Origin of the sequence: Actinomyces oris (assembly GCF_001553935.1) — a bacterium.
GTDB classification, from domain to species: Bacteria; Actinomycetota; Actinomycetes; order Actinomycetales; family Actinomycetaceae; genus Actinomyces; species Actinomyces oris_A.
On the sequence record NZ_CP014232.1, the window covers coordinates 1,204,785 to 1,227,402 of the forward strand.

At 68.4% G+C, this 22,618-nt stretch carries 13 protein-coding genes; 8 read left to right on the forward strand and 5 right to left on the reverse strand.

Annotated elements, in window-relative coordinates; translation table 11 throughout:
• Window positions 1-72 precede the first annotated feature (72 nt).
• The 3 genes from AXE84_RS05085 to AXE84_RS05095 are packed head-to-tail and all read right to left on the reverse strand — an operon-like array spanning window position 73 to window position 7,384.
• Window positions 73-4,383 (reverse strand): murein biosynthesis integral membrane protein MurJ, encoded by a 4,311-nt coding sequence (locus AXE84_RS05085; RefSeq protein ID WP_060957082.1) that lies wholly within the window; start codon window positions 4,381-4,383, stop codon window positions 73-75.
• The gene (locus AXE84_RS05090; RefSeq protein WP_060957083.1) at window positions 4,380-6,878 is read right to left on the reverse strand and encodes a DUF6049 family protein; all 2,499 of its coding nucleotides are present in this window, start codon (window positions 6,876-6,878) and stop codon (window positions 4,380-4,382) included. Before AXE84_RS05090 ends, AXE84_RS05085 begins: the two co-directional genes overlap by 4 nt.
• On the reverse strand, window positions 6,875-7,384 hold the full coding sequence (locus AXE84_RS05095) for an NUDIX hydrolase (protein WP_060957084.1): 510 nt from the start codon (window positions 7,382-7,384) through the stop codon (window positions 6,875-6,877). Before AXE84_RS05095 ends, AXE84_RS05090 begins: the two co-directional genes overlap by 4 nt.
• A 195-nt stretch (window positions 7,385-7,579) precedes the next feature.
• Here AXE84_RS05095 and AXE84_RS05100 point away from each other — a divergent pair, with 195 nt between their 5' ends.
• The 3 genes from AXE84_RS05100 (at window position 7,580) to AXE84_RS05110 (ending at window position 11,942) form a co-directional block, all read left to right on the forward strand.
• Complete coding sequence (locus AXE84_RS05100; protein WP_060957085.1) at window positions 7,580-9,067, forward strand: CCA tRNA nucleotidyltransferase; 1,488 nt, start codon at window positions 7,580-7,582, stop codon at window positions 9,065-9,067.
• Window positions 9,068-9,077: 10 nt separating this feature from the next.
• Window positions 9,078-10,277, forward strand: coding sequence for a Gfo/Idh/MocA family protein (locus AXE84_RS05105; RefSeq protein WP_081093079.1), 1,200 nt, complete (start codon window positions 9,078-9,080; stop codon window positions 10,275-10,277).
• Window positions 10,278-10,433: 156 nt separating this feature from the next.
• Complete coding sequence (locus AXE84_RS05110; RefSeq protein ID WP_060957086.1) at window positions 10,434-11,942, forward strand: glycoside hydrolase family 36 protein; 1,509 nt, start codon at window positions 10,434-10,436, stop codon at window positions 11,940-11,942.
• A gap of 43 nt (window positions 11,943-11,985) precedes the next feature.
• Here the strand turns inward: AXE84_RS05110 and AXE84_RS05115 are convergent, their stop codons facing one another.
• On the reverse strand, window positions 11,986-13,296 hold the full coding sequence (locus tag AXE84_RS05115) for an ATP-binding protein (RefSeq protein WP_060957087.1): 1,311 nt from the start codon (window positions 13,294-13,296) through the stop codon (window positions 11,986-11,988).
• Between the two features lie 389 nt (window positions 13,297-13,685).
• Between AXE84_RS05115 and cas3g the strand changes: the two genes are divergently transcribed.
• From cas3g to csb2, 5 genes are all read left to right on the forward strand, one after another.
• On the forward strand, window positions 13,686-16,475 hold the full coding sequence (cas3g, locus tag AXE84_RS05120) for a type I-U CRISPR-associated helicase/endonuclease Cas3 (protein ID WP_060957088.1): 2,790 nt from the start codon (window positions 13,686-13,688) through the stop codon (window positions 16,473-16,475).
• Window positions 16,476-16,563: 88 nt separating this feature from the next.
• Window positions 16,564-17,379: a hypothetical protein gene (locus AXE84_RS05125; RefSeq protein WP_060957089.1), complete on the forward strand. Its 816-nt coding sequence runs from the start codon at window positions 16,564-16,566 to the stop codon at window positions 17,377-17,379.
• 24 nt (window positions 17,380-17,403) lie between these two features.
• On the forward strand, window positions 17,404-17,979 hold the full coding sequence (locus tag AXE84_RS05130; protein WP_060957090.1) for a type I-E CRISPR-associated protein Cas6/Cse3/CasE: 576 nt from the start codon (window positions 17,404-17,406) through the stop codon (window positions 17,977-17,979).
• A 64-nt stretch (window positions 17,980-18,043) separates the two neighbouring features.
• Window positions 18,044-19,255 carry a type I-U CRISPR-associated RAMP protein Csb1/Cas7u gene (gene cas7g / locus AXE84_RS05135; protein WP_060958164.1) on the forward strand — a complete coding sequence of 404 codons (1,212 nt, stop codon included), beginning with the start codon at window positions 18,044-18,046 and terminating at the stop codon, window positions 19,253-19,255.
• A complete protein-coding gene (gene csb2, locus AXE84_RS05140; RefSeq protein ID WP_060957091.1) occupies window positions 19,248-20,564 on the forward strand; it encodes a type I-U CRISPR-associated protein Csb2 in 1,317 nt (438 codons plus the stop codon). Before cas7g ends, csb2 begins: the two co-directional genes overlap by 8 nt.
• 1,014 nt (window positions 20,565-21,578) lie before the next feature.
• Here the strand turns inward: csb2 and AXE84_RS05145 are convergent.
• The gene (locus tag AXE84_RS05145) at window positions 21,579-22,505 is read right to left on the reverse strand and encodes an ADP-ribosylglycohydrolase family protein (RefSeq protein ID WP_060957092.1); all 927 of its coding nucleotides are present in this window, start codon (window positions 22,503-22,505) and stop codon (window positions 21,579-21,581) included.
• Window positions 22,506-22,618: the final 113 nt, after the last annotated feature.

The following is a 22,618-nucleotide window of genomic DNA, read 5'->3' on the forward strand; positions in this document are numbered from 1 at the left end:
CGGATAGGGAGCCGCAGTGCGCGGCTACCTGAGGTAACTGGTTACCAGTACGGCCTGTTCCCAGGGAAGGTCCTATTTGATTGTGACCTCAGTCACTGTCGCTTTGTAGGGGAACTCGGTGGGATCACTGTTCTTGGGCAGCTGGGTCACCCTGATGACGATGGTGTCGACCTCCTGGGGGTTGTCGACCTTGAGGGTGGTGCTTCCCGCGGTGAAGGCTCCCTGGGCGAGGAGCGTGCCGCCGCCCGCGTTGCTGAGGTCCGTGGCTCGGACCTCGACCTGTCCGCCCTCGTTGGTGCCCTGCAAGTCGATCTCTGAGACCTTGGCGCGGCTCTTGAGCTTGATCTCAATATCGATCGGCTGGGTCAGATCCTGAGTGCCGCTGTTGTGGGAGAACCAGGGGCGGCTCGTGTCTCCGTCAGCGAGGTACTGCTGGTTGTTGGCCGCCTGCGTGCTCGGGTTGTTGGCCACGCTCACGCCCGCGATCTCGGGCTTGGCCGCAGCCGGCTGGGGTGCGGGCTGCTGGCCGCCGCCTCCACCGCCGTTCTCCTGGGCGCTGGCCGAGGGAACGGTATCCGCGGCCGCGCGGTCCTTGTCTGCGAAGGGGATGCCGATCGTCTGGTACACGATGTAGCTGGCCACCACGAGCAAGGCGATGACCATGAGGAAGAAGGTGACCAGGACCGAGCTGGTCGTGCGCTGCTCGCGGCGCGCGGCCTCGGGGTCGACCTCCTCATCCTCGTCGTCATCGAAAGCCGGGAAGCTGCCGGTGAAGGGCTCGGCCGGGACCGGTGCCGGCCCGGGAACGGTCTCCGACGCAGTGGACAGGACATTCGGGATCGGGTTCGTCGGCCCCGTGACCTGGATGTAGGCGTCGTCGGCGGGCTGCTCCTGCGCAGCCGCCGACTCGGGCTGCTGCGGATCAGGGGCCGGCGTGGCCGGTGCCGTGGCAACCGAGGCCGCCTCCATGACGGAGGTCTGCTCGGCCGGTGCGTCGGAGGCGGCGGGCACGGACGGTGCCGGCTCCGGCTGAACCGGTGCGGGTGCCATCTGTCCCGCCGGGGCGCTGACCGTGGTGCTCTTGCCCGCGCCGGTACGCCGTAGCCTGTCCAGGACTCCGCGCGCCGCGTTGGCGACACCGGCTCCTGCGGCGCTGACGGCGGCCGTCGCACCTGCGGAGGCGCTGCCACTGCCACCGGTGGCGCCGTTCGACGAGGGGCGCTGGGACGTGGGGCGCTGTGTTGGCCCGGACTCGTGGTAGCCGACCACCTGGTCCCAGGTGCCCAGTGAGCGCGCCACCTCCGCTGCGGAGATGGGGGGCTGGCTGCTCCAGGTGCGTTCGCACAGCTCGTCCAGGACCGGGTCGATTCCCGGCACGAGCGTGGAGGGCTTGACCGGGACGCCGCCCAGACGAGGCGCGGAGGGAATGCCGGGGCGCTTGCCCGGCCACCGTCCGGTCAGGCCGTAGTAGAGGATCTCCACCAGGGAGCGGGCGTCGACACGGTCGGCGGCTGACGGGTCATGGCCGGCGACCCGGCTCTCCAGGTCGAGGGCGGCGGCCTCAATGCCCAGGCCGCTGACCTTCACCGTTCCGTCGGGAAGAACGCGGATGGACTCCGGAGACAGGTTGAGGTGGTGCAGGCCCTTGCGAGCACCGGCGTCGAGCGCCTGCGCGGTCTCACCGATGATGGCTCGCGCCTGCGCCGGGGGCATGCCCCGGGAGACCAGTGAGGAGAAGGTGCGTCCGGTCAGCGGCTCGGTGACGATGACGGAGGGTTCGGCGCGTTCGACGTCGTAGACCTGCTGGAGACGCTGGTCCTCGACCAGGACCGCCCTACTGGCCGACTCCAGGACGTTGTCGCGATGAAGCGTCGCATCGGTGAGAACCAGGATCGTGACGTCTCGATCCAGGATCGTGTCGACGCCACGGTGCCTGACAATACGCGGCAGGGTGGTGGACAGCGTTCCCAGGAGCCCGTAGCGACCACTGCCGATCGGCGTCGCCTCCGACATGCGTCTCCTTCCTTGAGATGGTTGTCCATCTGAACCAGTTGACCCCATCGTAACTGTCTGCGGGCTCCAGACCGGGGTGATGTGGCCCGTGTGGGCAGAGCTGTGTGACGGGTAGGCGGCGGAGCGCCCTGTGGCCACCCGGGACGGGGGAATGCTGGCCGGCAGTGACGGCGGGATACTCCCGGGTGCGTCGGCTGGGACGTGCCTCGGGGTGTGCCAGTGCTGGGAGGAGCCGGATGTGGCACCTGCACTCGGGGGCGGCGGTGCGGCTGCGGCCTGCGAGGGTGCCGGTGGTGGCGGTGCGAGCCGGTGGTCGGGCTGCCCGTGATAGGTGCGGCCCGCCACGGGCTGAGACGGGTGGCCACCCGCGGGCTGGGACCCCATTTGACCCGGCTGTCCCCAGGAGTGGATCTGCGTCTGTGCAGGCGGCGGCGGTGCGGGCGGAATCGCCTGCGTGCCGCCGGAGGTGTAGCCAACAGCACCATGCGCCACCGCTCCCGTTGACGCACCGGAGGGGCCTGAAGCCGCCTGAGCCGGCGGCGGTGGGGGCGGGGGCGCAGGCGCCTGGACCGCGGCCATCTGGGCAGTTGCCTGGGTCTGTGGCGGCGCCGGTGACAACCAGGCCGCCGCCGCCAGGACCGCTCGCCCGGGGGCGCCGGGTAGACGACGACCGAGCGTGGACAGGATCCGCGAGAAGGGCCGGAAGGCGACCGCGATTTCCTCGATCCTGACGATGCGCCCCATCAGCAGGTAGATGAGCGACATGACGGTGGCGACGACGGCGATGTGTCCGAGCGCTGCGGTCATGTTCGCCAGGGTGGAGTCGGCGTCGATGTCACCAAGCATCGCGTTGAGCAGGATCCCGACGACGACTGCGGGCGCCACCGCCAGGATGAGACGCAGGTGGGTGGTGACGATCTTGCGGCCGTCGAGGCTGGGCAGGTGGGAGCGCATCATGGGGATGACCACCACGCAGCCCCCGATCTGGCTGATCGTGTTGGCCGCGCCCGCCCAGGTCATCCAGTGGTTGGCCGGGGCGACGAAGTAGGCCAGGACGCACAGGATCACGGGGATGACGCCGACGACGACGTCGGCCAGCAGCAGCCGCTTGGTATCGGAGTAGGCCAGCATCACCCGCTGGGTCCCGAACCAGATCCCCTGCGGGACGATGCCCAGCGCCAGAGCGATGAGCATGGGGGCGCTGGCCTGTGCCTCGGGCAGGGTGATCGAGGGGGTGAAGAGCTGCAGGGCCGGGACGGCCAGGACGCAGATGCCCGCGGTGGCCAGCACCGTGAAGACGCCCGCCGAGCGCAGTCCCAGGGAGAGGTCCTCGCGCACGCCGGCCGCATCCCCGGCCGCGGCCTTCTCACTCATCCGGGTGAACAGGGCCGTGATGATGGAGGTGACCACGAGGGACTGGGGCAGCATGTACACCAGGTAGGCGTTGAGCCACATGGTCGTGGAGGGCACGATGACATTGGCGTACTCGGGCTGCTCGGAGGCCGTCACTGCGTAGGAGCCCAGGTTGGAGGTGATCCAGTTGCTCAGGCTGGCCACGCCCACCCCGGCCAGTGCCCATAGGGCCACCTTGACGGTCTTGCCCAGCCCCAGGCCCCGCACCCCGAAGATGATGCGTGGCCGGAACCCGGAGCGCACCAGGGGGATGTAGAGGATCAGCGCCTGGACCGCGATGCCCAGGGTCGTCGTCGCCCCGATGAGGGTGATCCGGCCCCAGCCCCAGACCTCTGCGCCTTCACCAGCGGTGTAGCGACCGTAGAGATGGAGGTAGAGCAGGATCGAGGCGATCGAGATGATGTTGTTGAGCACCGGGGACCACATGTAGGGCCCGAAGCTCGAGCGGGCGTTGAGCACCTGCCCCCACAGGGCGTACAGGCCGTAGAAGAAGACCTGCGGCATGAACCAGAACGCGAAGGCGAAGGACAGCGCGCGCCACTGCCCCTGGGCCAAGGAGTTGGCGTTGAGGGTGAAGATGAGGGGCGCGGCAGCGGTCGCGATGCACGTGACCGCCAGCATGAGCGTGGCCGCGGCGGTCAGGAGGCGGTTGACGACCTCCTCGCCGTTGCGCCGTCGCAGCGCCTGAACGATCTGCGGCACCAGGATCGCGTTGAGGATCCCGCCGATCATCATGTTGTACAGGTAGGTGGGCAGGTTGTTGGCCGTGTTGAAGGCGTCGGCGGCCCCCGACCCGGTGGCGCCCAGCGCCATGACGATCAGGGCGTTGCGCACCATGCCCAGGATGCGGGAGACCAGGGTCCCCGAGGCCATGATGGCTGAGGAGCGCGCCAGGGAGGCCTGGCTGCGCCCCTGGGAGGAGGATCGCCCGATCCGTACACGCTTGATGATGCTCATGCCGTCTCCTGTGCAGCCGGTGCAGCCGGGGCCACTGCGGTGCGGCGGCCTCGTCTTACTGTCCTCACCGTACCGATCACCACGATGGAGACCAGCACCCCGACGATGACGCCGGTGCCGCGTCCCTCCCAGTCGGCGCGCACGCGCATGTTGACGGTGGTGGGGGTGCCCACGGTGGTGCCGTCGGCGGCGAGAACCTGCACCGTCAGGGCGACATCGCCCGAGCCGACGGCCTGGATCGGCACCGTGACCTTGGCCTGTTGGTGGGCCGGGACCCGCACGGTCGTGGTGCGCGGGACCTGGAGGCGCTTGTTGTTCGAGACCAGGTAGACCTGGACCGTGACGTCCTGACTCAGGGAGGAGGTGATGCGCACCGGCAGCTGCGCCTCGGAGCTGATGACGTTGATGGTCGACGACGGCACCGCGGCCAGCGAGGAGGTGACGCCGGCCCCGGCCGCCTCGGCAGCGGGAACCTGGGCGTTGCGGGTCGCGGGGTCGGCCCGCCAGGACGCTGAGGAGACCACCGCCTCCAGGCTGGTGTAGTCGCCCAGCAGCGCGGCCGGCTCGGAGAGCACTGAGGAGATCGACTGCAGGGTCGTGGCCGTACGGCCGGCGGCGGTGAGGGTGTCGGCGGACAGCTCGTCGTCGTCGATCACCGTGTCCGGCGTCTCGGAGCGCTCGATCCGTGAGCTGCCCTCGTTCACGGCCGCGACCTCGTGCTGGGCGCGCTCCTGGAGGGCGCCCAGGGACTGGGACTGGACCCAGGGCACTGAGCGCAGGGCGGCCACCCGCTCCCGCACGACCGAGGACTGCACGGCGGAGGTCGCCCGGCGGGGCATCGCCACGATGATGTCCCGTTCCAGCACCGGGGCCTGGCGGACCAGAATGGCACTGTCCCCACGCAGCAGCTGGCGGGTGTCGAGTGCGGAGGCCTGGGCGCTCTGGGCAGTCGGATCGCCCTGATCGGAGGCCGCGGGTGTGGCGTCCTGGCCGGTGAGTGCCCCCGACAGGGACTGCTCCGGGATGAGGATCGCATGGTTCCCGGAGGCGCCCAGACCGGAGGGGGTGTAGGTGAGCTCGTCGGACGGAGGCAAGGACTCCGGTGAGGCGATGATGGTCGAATCCGGCTGCGCCAGGGCACTGACCGTGGTGGCGTCCGCGACGCTGGATGCCAACCAGGACACTGACGTCGGGGCCCCCGCCTTGACGATGACCGACTCCTGGGTGCGCCGCGCGGCCGTCTCGATGAGGCTCGTCTGCTGCAGGTGCGCCAGGGCGGCGGTGTCGGAGTCGCCCCACGGCAGAGCCACCAGGCTGTCGGAGTGGATGGCCCGTGCAAGAGCCGCGGAGAGCTGGATGACCTCGTTGGGGACCTGCGGGGCCTTGCCCGACGGCGAGGCGGTGGCACTGCCCCCCGGCTGCGGGGACGGGGTGGCGCTCGCCGAGGGGGCCGTCGTCGCCGGAGCAGTCGGGGGCGACGACGCGGAGGAGTCGGTGCTCTGGGGCGCCTGAGAGACGGCATCCGGCGAGGAGGGCTGGGAGCCGTTGTTGCGGGCGGCCTGCTCGAGGCTGGCCGTGGTGACACCGAGGGCCTCGACCAGTGACGGGTCGACGGCGGCGACGACGCCGTCGCCGGCCATGCTTACCAGGCCCAGGACCCGGTTGTGGATACGACTGAGGGCCTCCGTGCGCTCCTGGGTGTGCGGGCCGGACAGCACCGCCATCTCCTGAGCGGAGGCGGTGACCGGCAGGAAGACGGTCATGCGCAACGGCGAGACGGAGGCGCCGCTGTCCCACACGAGGATGCTGCGGTCCTGGGCCAGGGAGACGTCCTGGGTCGCCAGGGCGACGGAGACGCCGCGCGGCCCCCACTGGTCGGTACTGTTCAGCGGCAGCTCGTCGGCGGGGATGGTGATGGAGAACTGGGAGACGCCCCCCGGCTGGAGATCGTGCCCCAGCGGGACCGTGAACGGGTCCGACAACCCCGACTCATCGGTCCCGGTCAACCACTTGCTCAGGCCCCCGCTCGTGGACTCCGTGGATCGCTGCACCCGCGTCACCAGGTCCGCCCCGGTGATGGTCTGAGCGGTTCCGTTGGTGATGGTGCCGGTCAGGTTGAGGTCCTGATCGCTGCGGAGCACCTCGGGGGTCAGGGCGTCGATGCTCACAGTCACCTGGTTGGTGGGCTTCTCGCCCGTTGCCGGGGCCGTTGCCGGGGCCGTTGAGGGGGCCGACACCGGGGCCGACGCCGTGGACGGCTTCGCCGAAGCCGCCGGGGCGGCCGGTGCGATGTCCGCGGGGAGTCCGGCGGACTGCGCGAGCGGGAGCGTGCCGGAGCCCTGGTCCGCCTCGGCCACGGGCAGCGCGGCCACCGGCCACGTCACCAGGCCGGCCACCCCCAGTAGGGCGGCAATGGTCACCATCGCCCTGCTCCGCATCCGGGAGCCCAGCGTGGTGACCACCTTCGCGTACACAGAGGCGGCGGTGCCCGTCATCCATCCCCCACCAGGATGTCCCAGGCCGCGGCCACGATACGGCGCTCGTTGGGGTAGGCCAGGCGGTGGGAGACGTCGTCGAGGGCGACCCACTCGACGTCCTCGGCCTCATGGTCCGGGTCGTTCTCCGTGGTCAGCGTGCCGCTGACCGCCTCCAGCAGGAAGTGGTGCACCACCTTGTGGACGCGGTGCTCGTGGCCGGCGAACCAGTAGTCGATGGTCGCCAGGTGCCGAAGAACCCGACCGGTGATCCCGGTCTCCTCCATGATCTCGCGGACCGCGGCCTGCTCGGGGGTCTCGGCGCCCTCCAGGTGCCCCTTGGGCAGGCACCACTCCAGGCGCCCGCCCCGGTTGCGCCGGGCGATGACCGCGGTGAAGGCCTGCCCGTTCTGAACGTCGACGACCAGGCCGCCGGCGCTGGTCTCGTTGACGATGGGCAGGGCGCGCCCACTCGCCCGGTGGGCCGGGTTTCCGGCGCGGGGCGTGCGAGTGCGTGGAGAGGGCATGGGGACACTCTAGGGCGTTCGGGCCGCCGGGCGCCGCTGGCCGAGTACGTCGTCGCACACAACTGCGCCATCCGCGGACGGACGTTGGGGGCGGCGGTGACCGATGGTGGCCCGGTGCGGGATGGTCCTCACCACAGGGATGCTGAGGCCGAGGACGACGGCGCACCGGTGAGGGTTCATGGCAGGCTTGGGCCGATGACTGCGCACCCCGCTCCCGCTGACCCCGCCGACTCCCCGGATGCCGCCGAGAACCGCGGCCTGACGCCCCAGGCCCGTCGGGCGCTCGAGGGCCTGCCCCCCGCCCTGGCGGCCCTGGGCCACGCCTTCGTGCGCGCCGGGCACGAGATCGCGCTCGTTGGCGGGCCGGTGCGGGACGCCTTCCTCGGCGTCGCCCCCCACGACCTGGACCTGACCACCTCGGCCCGCCCCGAGCAGACCGAGAAGATCCTGGCCGCCTGGGGCGAGACCACCTGGGACGTGGGCCGGGCCTTCGGCACCATTGGCGCGCGCAAGGGATCCACCATCGTGGAGGTCACCACCTACCGCACCGAGGCCTACGAGGTCGGCTCGCGCAAGCCCCAGGTGACCTATGGCGACACCCTCACCGGGGACCTCACCCGCCGCGACTTCACCGTCAACGCCATGGCGCTGCGCCTGCCCGACCTCGAGCTCGTCGACCCCTGCGGCGGCCTGGCCGACCTGAGCGCCGGCATCCTGCGCACCCCCGTCAGTGCCGAGCAGTCCTTCGACGACGACCCCCTGCGCATCATGCGGGCCGCCCGCTTCGCCGCCCAGCTCGGCTTCGACGTCGAGATGGACGTCATGACCGCCATGGAGGAGATGGCCCCCCGCCTGGAGATCGTCTCCGCCGAGCGCGTGCGCGCCGAGCTCGAGCGCCTGCTCATCAGCCCCTGGCCCCGGCGCGGACTGGAGCTCATGGTCCACACCGGTGTGGCCGACGTCGTCCTGCCCGAGCTGAGCGCCCTGCGCGAGACCGTCGATGAGCACAAGCGCCACAAGGACGTCTACGAGCACACCCTGACCGTCCTGGACCAGGCCATCGACCTGGAGACCGGGCCCGACGGGCCCGTCCCCGGCCCCGACCTGGTCCTGCGCCTGGCCGCCATCCTCCACGACATCGGCAAGCCCGCCACCCGCCGCTTCCTGCCCGACGGCACCGTCACCTTCCACGGCCACGACCACGTCGGCGCCCGGATGACGGCCAAGCGCCTGCGGGCCCTGCGCTTCGACAAGCAGACCATCAAGGACGTCTCCCGGCTGGTCGAGCTCCACCTGCGCTTCCACGGATACGTCGACGCCGCCTGGTCGGACTCGGCCGTGCGCCGCTACGCCACCGACGCCGGCCCCCTGCTGGAGCGCCTCCACCGGCTCACCCGGGCTGACGTCACCACCCGCAACCGCCGCAAGGCCGCCATGCTGGACCGCGCCTACGACGACCTCGAGGAGCGCATCGAGGCCCTGCGCGCCGCCGAGGAGCTGGCCGCCATCCGCCCCGACCTCGACGGCGGCCAGATCATGGCCGAGCTCGGCGTGGCCCCCGGGCCGATCGTTGGCGAGGCCTACCGCTTCCTCATGGACCTGCGCATGGAGAAGGGGCCCATCGGCGAGGACCTGGCCCGCCAGGCACTGCGCTCCTGGTGGGCGGCCCGCCAGAAGAGCTGAGGGAGACAGAGTGCGTGAAACATCAAGGCAACTGCGGGTCGGCGTCGTCGGCATCGGGGCCCGCTGCTACCTGGCCGCGCTCGCGGACTCCTCGCCGGTCCCGGCCCGCCTCGTCGCTGCGGCCGACACGGCCCCTGACGCGGCCGCGCGCGCCCGGCGCCTCCTGCCCGAGGGCGTGGCGGTCGTGGCCGACCACCGCGACCTGCTGGGGCACGGGATCGACGCCGTCGTCCTGACCACGCCCGATGACACGCACGAGGAGCTGGCCTGTTTCTTCCTTGAGGCCGGTATCCCGGTCTACCTGGAGAAGCCCCTGGCCATCACCATCGAGGCCGCCGATCGCATCCTTGAGACCGCCTGGCGCACCGGCACCCGCCTGTACGTGGGCCACAACATGCGCCACATGGAGGTGGTGCGGCTGCTGAAGTCGATCATCGACTCCGGGCGGATCGGCGAGGTCAAGGCCATCTGGTGCCGCCACTTCGTGGGCAACGGCGGCGACTACTACTTCCGCGACTGGCACGCCGAGCGCCGCCACGTCACCGGCCTGCTGCTGCAGAAGGCCGCCCACGACATCGACGTCATGAGCTGGTTGGCGGGCTCCGCGCCGGCCCGCGTCGTCGGCATGGGCGGGCTCATGGTCTACGGGGAGGCCGAGCGGCGCCCGGCCGGGACGAGCGCCGGCACCGTCATGCAGGACTGGTTCAGCCTCGATCACTGGCCGGCCGACGAGGTGGACGGGCTCAACCCCGTCATCGACGTCGAGGACCACTCCATGCTCATGATGACCATGCGCAATGGGGCCATGACCTCCTACCAGCAGTGCCACTTCACCCCCGACTACTGGCGCAGCTATACGGTCATCGGCACCCGCGGCCGGGCCGAGAACCTCGGTGACGGGGCCGGCGACGTCGTCAAGGTGTGGACCGAGCGCACCGAGCACTACGCCGAGCGCGCCACCCAGGAGTACGTCATCGCCGAGGAGGGCACCGGGCACGACAGCGCCGACCAGCTCGCCATCGACGAGTTCCTGCGCTTCGTGCGCGACGGCGGGGCCACCGAGGTCTCCCCGGTCAGTGCGCGCGACGCCGTCGCGGCGGGGGTGCTGGCCACTCGGTCCCTGCGCTCGGGTTCCGTGCCCTTCGACGTGCCCGAGCTCGACGCGGAGCTGGCGGACTACTTCCACCGCGGGCAGCACAACTCTCACTGATCGACGGAAATCTCATCAACGACGCGGCTCCGCGTCATCTGTGAAGAAAATGTCGGTCTGTACGGTCGGTAGCACGTACAGTGCGAGCCGGGCGGTGCTGGTGCCTCGCGGGGGACCCGAGCCGCGGGCAGGACAGGCCGGAGCCGAGGAGAGCGCATGATTCACCACATCACCCTGACCGGGCGGAGCATCGCCCTGGCCTGCGACGGCACGGTGACCACCCAGCACGGGGCCGGCGGCGCCACCGGCGCGGTCTATGTCGAGGCCTCCCACCTGACCCTCCTGCACGACATGCGCGACGGCGAGTTCTACCGCACCGGCCAGAACTCCTGGTCGCCGTCGGGCTGGCGTCGCCTGAGCGAGGCGCCCATGCGCATCGCCAACGAGCAGCGTCGTCGGACCGCCGACGACGCCCCCTGGGACGACCCGGCCCGCCACCACTCGGCCTGGATGGCGGTCCTGGAGGACTCCGCCGGGGCGCTGCTCGTGGGCTGCCTGGACGGGCGCACGCCGCGGCTGCGCGCCGACACCGCGGTCCTGGAGGCCTTCACCGAGTCCGGCGACCCGGCGCGCTGGGTGATCCTGCCCGGCCCGGCCACCGCCGTCATGGCTCGCTACGCGCGCGAGCTCGGCGAGAGCCTGGGGGCCCGGGCGATCGAGCCGCAGAGCGTGTGGTGCTCCTGGTACTCCTACTACGAGGGGATCTCGCAGGAGGCCCTTGAGCGGGAGATCCCGCAGGTCGCCGAGCTGGGCTTTAAGACGCTTCAGATCGACGACGGCTGGGAGGTCGCGGTCGGCGACTGGGAGGCCGGCGAGAGCTTCAGCGACGGCATGGAGGCCGCCGCGAGTCGGATCCGGGAGGCCGGCATGCAGCCGGGCCTGTGGGTGGCGCCCTTCATCGCCCTGCCCGGCTCGCGGGCCGTGCGCGACTACCCGGAGATGTTCGTCCACAACGCCGACGGCGGACTGGCCGTGGCCGGCTCCAACTGGGGCGGCGACTACTACGCGCTGGACACGACTCACCCCACCGCCCAGACCTACGTGCGCAAGCTCATCGCCAAGATCGTCCACCGGTGGGGCTTCAGCTACCTCAAGCTCGACTTCATCAACGCCGCCGCCATCCCCGGGTACCGGCACCGCCAGATCGACCGGGAGGAGGCCTACCGCACCGGGCTGCGGCTCGTGCGCGACACCGCCGGGGAGGAGACCTTCCTCCTGGGCTCCGGGGCGCTCATCATGCCCTCCATCGGGCTGCTCGACGCGGTGCGGGTGGGGCCGGACGTGGCCCCTATGTGGGAGAACTACGCCTCCGACGACTTATCCGACGCCAAGGCCTACAACGCCCTGCACGCCGGCATCAACCGGCTCTGGCTGGGGCGGGTTATCGGGGTCGACCCCGATGTCGTCTTCTTCCGCCACCGCCGCAACCTCCTGGACGACACCCAGATGCAGTGGCTGCGGGACGTGGCCGAGGCCAGCCGCTACCGGTGCCTGTCGGACCAGATGACCTGGCTTGATGAGGAGGAGAAGGAGGCCGTGCGCGCCTTCCTGGCCGCCGAGGACGAGCCCCTGGAGATCCTGGGCCGCTACCGCTTCAGCCTGGGTGAGCGCCAGATCGACCTCACCGAGGCCATCGAGGGGACGCCGTCGGCCTACCCCCTGTGAGGCGGGGCTGGGGTGACGTCGGGGCCGGGAATCGGCTGAGGTCCTACGGTCCCAGCAGGGCGGCGGGCACGACGGCGATCCCGTCCTCGTCCCGGTAGGCCAGACGGCCGGTGGTCACCAGGACTGCGTCCGCGAGCCTCGGTCCGATCTTCTTGCGCAGCCAGCGCAGGTGCTTGGTGTCCTCCGGCTTGGGGGTGGCCCTTGCCTTGATCTCGATGGCGACAACCCGGCGGTCGGACCCTTCGAGGATGATGTCGATCTCCTGGAGCCCGCCTTTCGTGCGCAGGTGGAAGACCCGGGCGCTGAGGACCTCTGCATAGACCTGAAGACTCTGAATCACCAGGGACTCGAATAGTGAACCGAGTACTCGGGGGCGGCGCGGGGTGCCCCGAGGGCTGGTGAGGATCGGGTGGCCGACCCCGAGCACCTCGGAGGGACCGTATCCGAGAAGGCGGGCGGCCAGGGCCGGGTCGCACAGCTGGTGCTTGTCGGTCAGGTTGTTGCGGGAGAACTCGTTCTCGCTGGGGCTCCAGCCCGGAACCGGGTCCAGTAGCCACATCCCGCTGAGGTGGTCTCGGTAGGAGCGTGCCGTCGCCAAGCCCATGTCGGTGCTCAGGGGCCTGGTCGCCAGCTCGGCGATGGAGGTAAAGCTCGCCGTTGTGGCCACTGCGCTGGCGTAGGCCGTCAGCCACTCCCTCACGGTTCGTGAACGTCGCCTGCCGCCCGTCGCTTCTGGTAGATCATGTCGAAGCGTTTGTTCGATGTATCCGTCCAGCTGGGCCTTGCGCCCCAAAGGTGGCTGCTCCCTGATGGCGGGGAAACCCGAGCGGCAGATCTCATCGACGTACTGGTCGATCGTGACACTCGTGTACCCCTCGATCGGGGTCAGGGCGGAGAGATCCTGAGTGCCGAGACCACTGCCTAACAGGCGCCCCACCGAGACCGTTGGAGTCTCGATCGCGCGCTCGGCCAGGCTGAAGGGACGCATCCTGAGAGTGATGATCCGTCCTGCGCCGGTGTGGGTGGGGGCCTGGGACGGTGTGGAGGACCCAGTGAGCAGAAAACGGCCGGGAGAGGGATCGTCGTCGACAGCGCGACGTACCCGGTCCCACAGCTCGGGCATGCGTTGCCACTCGTCGATGACGAGAGGACTGGGAAGAGTGGTGAAGCGCGATCCGATGGCGGCGAGCTGGGCGCGTTCATCGGGATCGTCAACGGCAATGAAGGTAGTGCCGTGGGCCCTGGCGGTGCGGGTCTTCCCGACGGCGCGGGCTCCCTCGACGCTGACCGCCGGGACCGACCGCAGCAGCTCCTCGAGGCGCTGGTCCATGAGACGCGGCTGGTAGGTGGTCATGAACTGATCGTAAGGGCCACTTTGTGCTGCCGTACAGCCAAAAGAGTGGGTCTGTGGATAACTCTGAAGCCTGGGAGCGCTGGGTGACGATCAGATTGGTCGTGCCTTCATCGACTATTTGGTCAAGAGTTAATGATCGGTTTGGTCAAGTTCTATGTTGACCGCAGTGCCCCTCTGGACCCTCGGCGCAGCAGCGGGCAGTGACAGGGGGACTCACCAAGTGTAAGATGAGTCTCATCATCGCCGTGCCCCTCATGGGAAGCATCGGCTCCACAGCTGGTGGAGGTAGCGGATTATCAATGGTCCGCACGGAAGTGCTGGCGATGCTGCCCCAGGGGACTGGGGGTTGAACTTATCTATGGTTAGACCAAGTTCTCAGGAGTGTTGATGTGAGCAGCCTGGACTTCACAGACCTCTTCCGCGAGATCACTGGGCATGAGCCCAGGGACTACCAGGTGCGCCTGGCCGAGCGACTCGCCCGGGGAGAGCCGCCGTCCCACCTCAGCGTGCCGACCGGGATGGGCAAGACCCTCGCGGTCCTCATCGGATGGTTGTACGCGCTGGCACAGGACGCCGAGCAGGTAGGCCGACGTCGTCGGAGGCGGGTGGTCCCGCTGAGACTGCATCTCGTTGTCGACCGGCGTGCCGTCGTCGATGATTCCTTCGAGGCGGCGCAAAGGATCAGGAGGGCGCTCGCAGAAGGTGCGGGTGATCGGTCGGCGGTGAGATACGTGGCCGAGGTACTGCGCTCGGCTTTCACGATCCCTGCTGCAGCGGAAGTGCTCGAGGTGCGGCGCCTGCGCGGCGGGCTCGCTGATGCTGATCGAGACCTCACGGAGCACACACGCTACCCCTCGCGCCCAGCCATCATCCTGGGAACACTCGATATGACCGTGTCCCGTCTGCTGTTCCGCGGCTACCAGCTCTCGCCCTACCGCCGCAGCATCGATGCGGCGCTGACGGGGATGGATGCGTTCTGGGTCCTCGACGAGGCGCACCTCTCCAAGCAGGCCCTGACCACCTTGTTCGTGCTCCGCAGCGAGGAGAGCAGGCTCGAGGATCGTTGTGGTGGCAGCGTCCCGGGCCTGCAGGTCATGCCGATGACGGCGACACCCATGACGCTTCCCACCCTCCACCGGGGGGCCGACCAGGAGCCGACTCCCGGTCTCAGTCTGGACTGGGAGGAGGAGTGCCGCCTGGATCCGCAACTGGCTGCGCGGCGGGCGCATCGTGACGGTGTCCCGGTGGACGTTCACTGCGTGGATGGCAAGGCGGCAGCCGCTCTCACGGAGCAGGCATGTAGCCGCGCGAAGGAGCTGAGCCGGGGAGAGTCGCTGGTCGTCTTCTGCAACACCCTGGACACCGTCAAGAGGGTCGTGGCCGGGTTGAAGAAGCAGGCCCGAAAGCTGAAGGATCAGGCTCCTCACGTGGACGTCATGGTCGGCGGGATGCCTGCTCGCCGTGGAGAGCACGTCGTGGAGGGACTCTCGCCTTATCGGACGGGGGCCGAGGGCCGTCAGGACGCGCAGGCCACCGTCGTCGTGGCCACATCGACTCTGGAGGTTGGTGCTGACCTCGACTTCACCCACCTCCTGACGGAGAGCTGTCAGGCCGGCTCCCTGGTGCAGCGCCTGGGGCGAGTCAATCGGGTCGGCGCCCGCCTCGACGGCAGCGTGACCATCGTTCACTCCACCACGAGTAAGGACCCGATCCACGGCGGAGCCGCAGACGCCGTCGTCGAGCTGATCGGCGGAGCCACCACCCTCGGTGAGGTGGTGAAGCGGCTCGATGAGGCTGACGGGCGGGAGGAGCTGGTGAACGCGACTCAGGTCCCGGTCATCATCCCTCCGAATGTCTTCGCCGCCTATCTGCGCACCCTGGGGTCCCGCAACGACGCCCCGGTCCACCCATGGATCCGACCGCTGTCCGATCCACGGCCGGACACATTCATCGTCTTCCGCAAGAGTGTGGGAGACCTTGCCGGCGTCAGTTCCAAGGCCCTCCAGGAGGATCTGACTCGTTGGCGGCCCGATCTTCGAGCCGAGGCCTGGAGCATCCCGCTGAACGATGCTCAGGAGGTGGCGAAGCAGGCGGTGAAAACGCAGCCCCTCGTCATCATTGATCCGACGTCGCAGGAGCCGCGCGTCCTTGAGGCCGGGGATTCTCCTCCCGATCTGGTTCCCGGTCAGATCCTCGTTTTGGCGCCGAGTGACGGCAGCAACCCCTATGGGCTGGAGAACGCCGGCCGTGACTACTCCGGGCAGCACGTCATGCCTGGCGCCACGGCTGAGGAGGTGTCCAAGGAGTTGGTGTCCCTGGCGACGGGGACGGACCGGGGGACGAGCCGGAGGAAGGAGGTCATCCTCACGGACCTGTCCGGGGGTGACCTGCGAACTGACGACCCGTACGCCGACCTCCTGGAAGAGGCGGCCCTGCTCGCAGTGCCACCGGGCTGGCAGATCGTCGACGACGTCCTTGGCGCCGACAGTCTTCACCCATGGCTCCGCCTGCGACTCGTGGAGGTCGCCACCGAAGGTCCCGCGAACACCGAGGATGACGCCGACGAGCGCACCCTGTGCGGCCACGGAGACCGGGTGGGTGAGCGTGCGGGACAGTGGGCCCGAGCCATCGGCCTGCCCGAGAACCTGGTGGAGGACCTCGTCACAGCCGGGTATCACCATGATGATGGCAAGGATGATCCCAGGATGCAGGCCGCCCTCGGGGCTGCCGTGGATGAGAGCGGCTTCCTCGTCCTGGAGGAACCGGTTCAGCGGAAGCATCGAAGGCAGCTGAGCAAGTCTCGGCTCCCTCGCAGGTACTGGAACCGCTCCATGCGCATGGCCGGCGTTCCTTCCGGCTGGAGGCATGAAGCGGCCTCAGCGGATCGCTTGGAGGAGCAGCTGGAAGAAGGTGAGCAGACGGCGCACGATCCTGACCTGGTGATGCATCTGGTTCTCAGTCACCACGGACGCTTCCGAGGCCCAGGACCAGTGTGCCTGCCCGAACACGGACCAGCACCACGACATCAGGACCCGAATGAGGCCTCCTGGGCCGAGGCCATGAGTCGTTTCCACCGTCTCAATGATCGCTACGGCCCCTACACCCTGGCGCTGATCGAGACGATCCTGCGCCTGGCTGACTGGGACGTCTCGCAAGAACTGGAGCAGAACCATGAGTAGTGCGCCATGCCCTGATGAGCCTGCCGAGTACCGCCTGACTGCGCTGCCGGGAAATCGTGCAGCCTATGTCCTGGCGACCTGGGGACTGGTGTCGCTACTGCCGGGGGCGACGCTCCGCTTCGAGGGGGAGGCAGTCCCCGTCGTCGGCTATGGCGGGGATACGGATGAGCTGGTGAATGTGGCCGCTCGTGGCCTGGTGGAGCGGACCTGGGGCCTCGGGGAGCGTGGGTTGCGCGGCATCACCACGACGACGCCCGCGCGATCTGCGGTCAACGTCCTGTCACATGCCGGCTGGCGGGCCGCCGACAAGACGAGCGACCTCAGCGCATGTGGGCCGGTAGCCGTCTTTGATGCGTCGGTGACGTCGGCCGAGCGGTTGAAGAGTACGGGCATGCAGGATCTCCAGGTCCGCTCCTCGGCGTTGACCTTGCTCAGTGGCAAAAGCCATACCGCCAAGTCGGTGCAGGACACCTGGGGGCTGATGGGGGCGTCACTGACCACTGCCGACGATGCTGTCGCTGCGGGGGTGGCACACCTTGACCGACTTGTGCATGGCGACCTTGCTGTTGCCCGGGCCAAGCCGGGGCTGCGCTTCTCCGCCAGCCAGGCAACCCCGCGTATTACCAGCGGATCCGAGGAGTGCGACGTGTACCCGCTCGTGGATCTCCTGGCCGTCTGCGGGCACCTGCTCCTCCAGCCGCAGCAGCGTGAGATGACGCGAGAGTATCCGGCCAAGGCCCTCACCTGGGTGCTGCATCCGGTTCCCCTCACCATGGAGGCGATCATCGATCTGCACGAGTCCCCGCCGCCCGAACTGCCCTGGCACCGGTGGACATCCCTCATTCGCGGAACCGGATTCACAGCCAAGGTGACATCGTTCGCGCCCGCCCACCCCGGGGCATGAAAAAGGAAGAGGTGACAATAACCCATGCCTGATCGCATTGCAGTCCTTCCGCTGGTACAAGCGCTACCGGACCTAGGAACACCGGATGGCGTCCATCGCCGCGCCATGTCGTACTTGCCGGATCTCAGAGGCGCTTCGCGGTCGATTCGCGCAGACCTCGGCGTTTTGTACCGCCTGGCCCTACCAACCGAGTACGGCGGGCAGAAGGGTTCCCTGGTCATCAGATTCCGGGCCGATCTCGATCTGCCCGGAACACAGCCCATCGAGGCGCCGTCAGGGTTCGCCGTCGGTCAGCGCTTCACTGTCCGAGTCGTGGCCGAGAAACGCCATGCCGACGAATCGGGAAAGAACCGCGTCCGCGCCGTCCTCGACGAAGAAGCTCACGGTTGGGCCACCGATTTGCTGGGGCGCCACGGTCTGGGGGTCAGTGAGCTGACGGTCTCTCCGAGGTGGTTCGTGGGCCGACGAGGCGGACGCTCCTTCACGCTCCGCGATCTCGCCGGCACTGTGAACAGTATCAGTGAGGCTGGGGCATCCGCCTACCACCAGGGCATTGGGAGGGGAAAGGCCTACGGCTACGGAATGCCCCTGGTGCTGTGAGGGCGTGAATGAGAACTGTGTTCGACCAGTATGACAATAGATATGTAGATAAGGAGATTGAATGATGACAACGGCTCAAGAATTTCGCTCCACCATCGGTGCCCTCATGGAGGACAGTGCGGTGGCTGGAATCAGTGTGAACAGCAAATACGACTCATTGTCGGGAATGACCGTGACGCCGCCGGCGGGGACGATCCGTCAGAAGGGTGAAGTTGTCGGCTTCTTTGAAACTGTCGACGATGGGAAGGCGGCCACCATTGATACGTGGGGATCCCAGGCCTCACGGTGCGAGGTGCTTCTCGCTAGTCGCTTCAGAGGAGGAACCAACACCCTCGCTGAGGTGCTGGGTTTCCCCATGGTGGTCCTCGTCGATGAGGACGGAGAGGTGCTGACCACCTCCGTGGAGCTCTCGCACCGGCAGGCCGATGCCACGTGGAGGCTCATACGGAAAGAGCTCACCGACAAAGGGGTCGATTTCGAGGGGATCCAGAATGCCACCCGCTCCCAGCCGGATGCTCTGCTCACTGGATTCCCTACAGCGATCCCCTTCGGATGGTGGCACTCGCAGACGAAGCGCTCCCAGAAGGCTGTTGATGAAGCCAATAAGGGAGGGAAGAAAGGTGGGGGTAAGGATGCTCGTGAGCTGAATGCGACGCGGGATGAATTTCTTGGTTACTACGTCATGAATCCTGCGGAGTCGCGTTCTGCGAGACTGTTCACGTCGGAGATTATTGCGACTGGTGTGTCTGAGCGTCGTCGTATGGCTGGGAAGACGGATCCGCTCTTCGCGGCGACCAGTAATAAAACGACGATTCGGGGAGTAAAGCTTTCCACTCTGGGAATTGGGTCATTGCCTCCGCTTGATATTTCTGAGGCTCCATCAGATTTAACGTACAACTCTATCGTGGGGAAGGCTTTCTTCTCCCTTGCTGGGTTGAGGACATTCGCCTTCTCTCGCCCGGAGCCTGCGCGAGCGCTGGTGGTCAGCCTGACCCTGCTGCTGTACCGACTGCTGCAGGAACGGCTGGACTTGCGCGCAGGGGCGGAGCTGCGTCTGCGTGAACCGGGCCTCGAGGTCAAGGTCGAGAGGCACGGAGCGCCCTCCGAACCCCTCGCACTGCCGGAGGTCGACGAGCTGGTGGACCTCGTGCGTGACCTGGGCCAGGAGATCGGTTGGAACGGCGCCACCGTTGTCACGATCACCCACGACTCCCCGCTGGGAAAGATCATCCTGGACGTCGACGGGCGCAAGACCGACGGACGCAGCGATGACTGATCTGACCATCACGGCCTCATTCCCCCTCGGAGAGTTCAATGCGCACAATGGAGAGGGGCGTGCCGAATGGCCGCCGGCTCCAGCGCGGGTACTGGCCGCGATGCTGTCTGCCGCCCATGGCCTCGGAGAAGGCATCACCGAGGTCGAGGCACTCTTCCGGTGCCTTCCTCCACGAATCACCGCCCCTCCGGCCGGTGAGCGTCAGATCGGTTACCGGCGGTGGGTCCCCGTCAACAATGAGTTGAAGACGGACAAGAACGGTTCGCCGACCGGGATTGTCGACCGAAACGACCGTCTTCTGGAGAAGCAGGCGAAGGATCCCGAGTGCGGCATGATGGTCGGTACCGGCGCGGACGACGTCGTGCGTTGGACCTTCGCTGCCGATGGTCCGGCCGATCTGGGCATTCTGCAGAAGGTGGCGCGGTCCGTGGAGTACCTCGGGCGTCCAACCTCACCCGTGCTGCTCGACGTCGTCGACGGTGCTGTCGAGGTGCCACCTGGCCATTCCTGTTGGGAACCGGACCCGACGGGCTGGATTCAACTCCGGGTGGGAACAGAAGGACTCCTGGCTGCTTTGGACGCCCGAGAGGAGGAGCGGCGCCGCAGCACCGTGACGGGGACGCATCCATATATGAGCGTGCGACCCACCGCTCTCTATCGGCTCGTGGATGGGAGGTCCGGTGATGGGGCTGCGCCTGATACTCGGGAGCTGCTGCGCACGTGCTTGCTCTACCGAATGCTCCACAGTGGCAGGCAAGGGGCAGTTCTGGTGCATGCCTCCGATGCTGCTCTCGTCACGGAGCAGCTGCGAGACTCCCTTGGGGAGGCGGGCTGGATGCTGCCACTCATCGGTGGGTTGGGTCGCCGTCACCTGCCCGTCCTGCGGGGGGTGCTCGTGGCCGGGGGTTCTCGGCTTGCCTCCGTGGGACTCGCGGTGAGAACGGGGGTGGTGGAGGCCAGACTTGCCGAGACCAGGACATTGGCTTCCCTGCCTCGAGTTCTGCGGGCCGCTACGGCTCCTTCGTTACGGTGGACCACTGTTGTGCCGACGGCGGAGGAGCCTGAAGGCATCATGGACATACTGGAGGAATGCGCCTCGGGGCTCGGCTGCAGACTCGTTGGGGCTGAGCGTCACTCCGATTCACGAAGCGACGGAGGTGTCGATGTGCAGGAGAACAACGGGCGCTGGCACGTCTCGATCGCCTTCGACGCGGTGGTGCCCGGGCCGGTTGTCTTCGACGGCTCCCTCATGGTTCCCCTGGGGTCCACCACCTTGGCAGTGAACCCACGGCGACCTCGAGCCGACTAACATCGCAGGTCAGCCAGTGTCAGCCCCGCGCATGCGGGGGTAGAGGGTGGTACGACCCCTCCCAGCTGGACTCCGACGGGTCAGCCCCGCGCACGCGGGGGTAGAGGGTCGAACACCCCCGACGGCTCGGTGGAGCGTACGTTAGCCCCGCGCACGCGGGGGTAGAGGCTGGAAGCACCGCCAAGTCGCGGGGCCCGCGACGTCAGCCCCGCGCATGCGGGGGTAGAGGGCACATCACCGGCAGGGGCAGCATCCCGCTCAGGTCAGCCCCGTGCATGCGGGGGTCGAGGGATCAAAGGCCACCAAGGCCATGGTGTCGTCCGGTCAGCCCCGCGCACGTGGGGGTCGAGGTAGCGAATCGACGTGCTGAACCAGGTGTCGGCTGTCAGCCCCGTGCATGCGGGGGTAAAGGCGTGAAGTCGAAGCCGTGCACCGCGCGGTTCTTGTCAGCCCCGCGCACGCGGGGGTAGAGGCGAGCACACCAGCCCGCACCTGGTGGCCGGCTCGTCAGCCCCGCGTACGCGGGGGTATAGGGATGATGGCGGCGGCCAGCGAGGTGATCATGACGCGGCGGCGGCCGGTCTCAGTCATGGTGTTCCTTCCCGAGAGGATGTACCCTGACCAGGAGGGCGGGGATTGAAGATGCTAGTTCCATTTTCAATCCCCGCCGTCTCTCACTTCCGGTGCTTGCCGTTACCGTCCGGCGGCCAGGTGAGCCGCAGTGCGTCAGCCTCGCGTAAGCGGGGTACACGGACCTGCGGCTGACGCTGTCATGGGCAGGACCTGAGATGAGGGCGCCCGGCCCGGCCACCAAGACCTCGGCAGACCTCGCGGAGTCGAGCCCGTCGGCGGCTCAGTGTCCACGGTGCTGACATTAGCGGTCCCGCCGTCGAGGCGCCCAGCGGAAATCGTTGGAATTCCGCGGTTCTTTCTTGGATTGTGGTACCGGAGTGGCGTTAATGTCAGCCTTGTGGACATTGACGCCCCGCCAGGCGGCCGTGAACGCCCTGCTCCTCAGCCGGCCGCGACCTCGAAGGTTCCGACCCGCTCCGCGATCCCCGCCGCTAGGTCCTCGATCATCCTGGCGTCGTGGAGGCGTGTCCGCCAGCCCTCCGGGATTGCGCTGCGCCCGTAGAGCGCCCCCGCCAGCTGCCCATAGATGGCCCCGACGGTGTCGGCGTCGTCCCCCAGGTTCACGGCCAGCAGCGCCCCGTCGAGGAAGGTATCGGTGCGGGCGAGGGCCCACAGCACCGCCTCCAGACTGTGCAGGACGTAGCCCGACGACGAGATCTCCTCGCGCTCCTTAACCCGGTAGGAGCCGCCCAGGATTGACGCCAGCGCGGGGCTGGTCACCTGCTCGGCCAGGCCCACGGCCACCGCGTACAGCTCTGCGTGAGACGCCCCCTGGATGGCGGCTGCGATCAGGCGTCCGTAGGCCCCGCACGCCTCGACGCACTCGACGGCCGGATGGGTGGTGCGTGAGCTGTCGGCGCAGAATCGTCCCGCTGCCTCGAGGTCGTCGCAGAAGGCCATCGCGACCGGTGCCAGGCGCATCAGCGACCCGTTGCCCGCGCTCATCCCACCGGCCGTCTCACGGTAGGGCTCGCCGGTGGCCTCGAACTCTCTCAGGGCGGTCAGGGTCTGGTTGCCGATGTCGAAGCACCGGCCCGTGCTGCTGAGGTACCCGTCGCGGTACCAACGGACGAACCGGCCCAGCTGGTCGCCCGGATCGTAGGTTCCGGTCTCCACCAGGCTCGCTGCGATGCACAGCGCCATGGACGTGTCGTCCGTCCACTGCCCTGGCGCCAGACCGAATACCCCGCCGCCCACCATGTCGGTGACGGGCGGGAAGGAGCCGCGCGGCTGGAACTCCACGGTGGTACCCAGGGCGTCGCCCACCGCCAGCCCCAGGAGGCTGCCCACCATCCGATCCTCATGCATGGGGTCACAGTACAGAGGATGGGCGGAGGACGACCGGGAATGACGGCCCACGGGTGGCTTCTCGGAGCCGGACCGGCCGGTTCCGGGCGGTCCGGGCCCCCCGCCGGGACTCC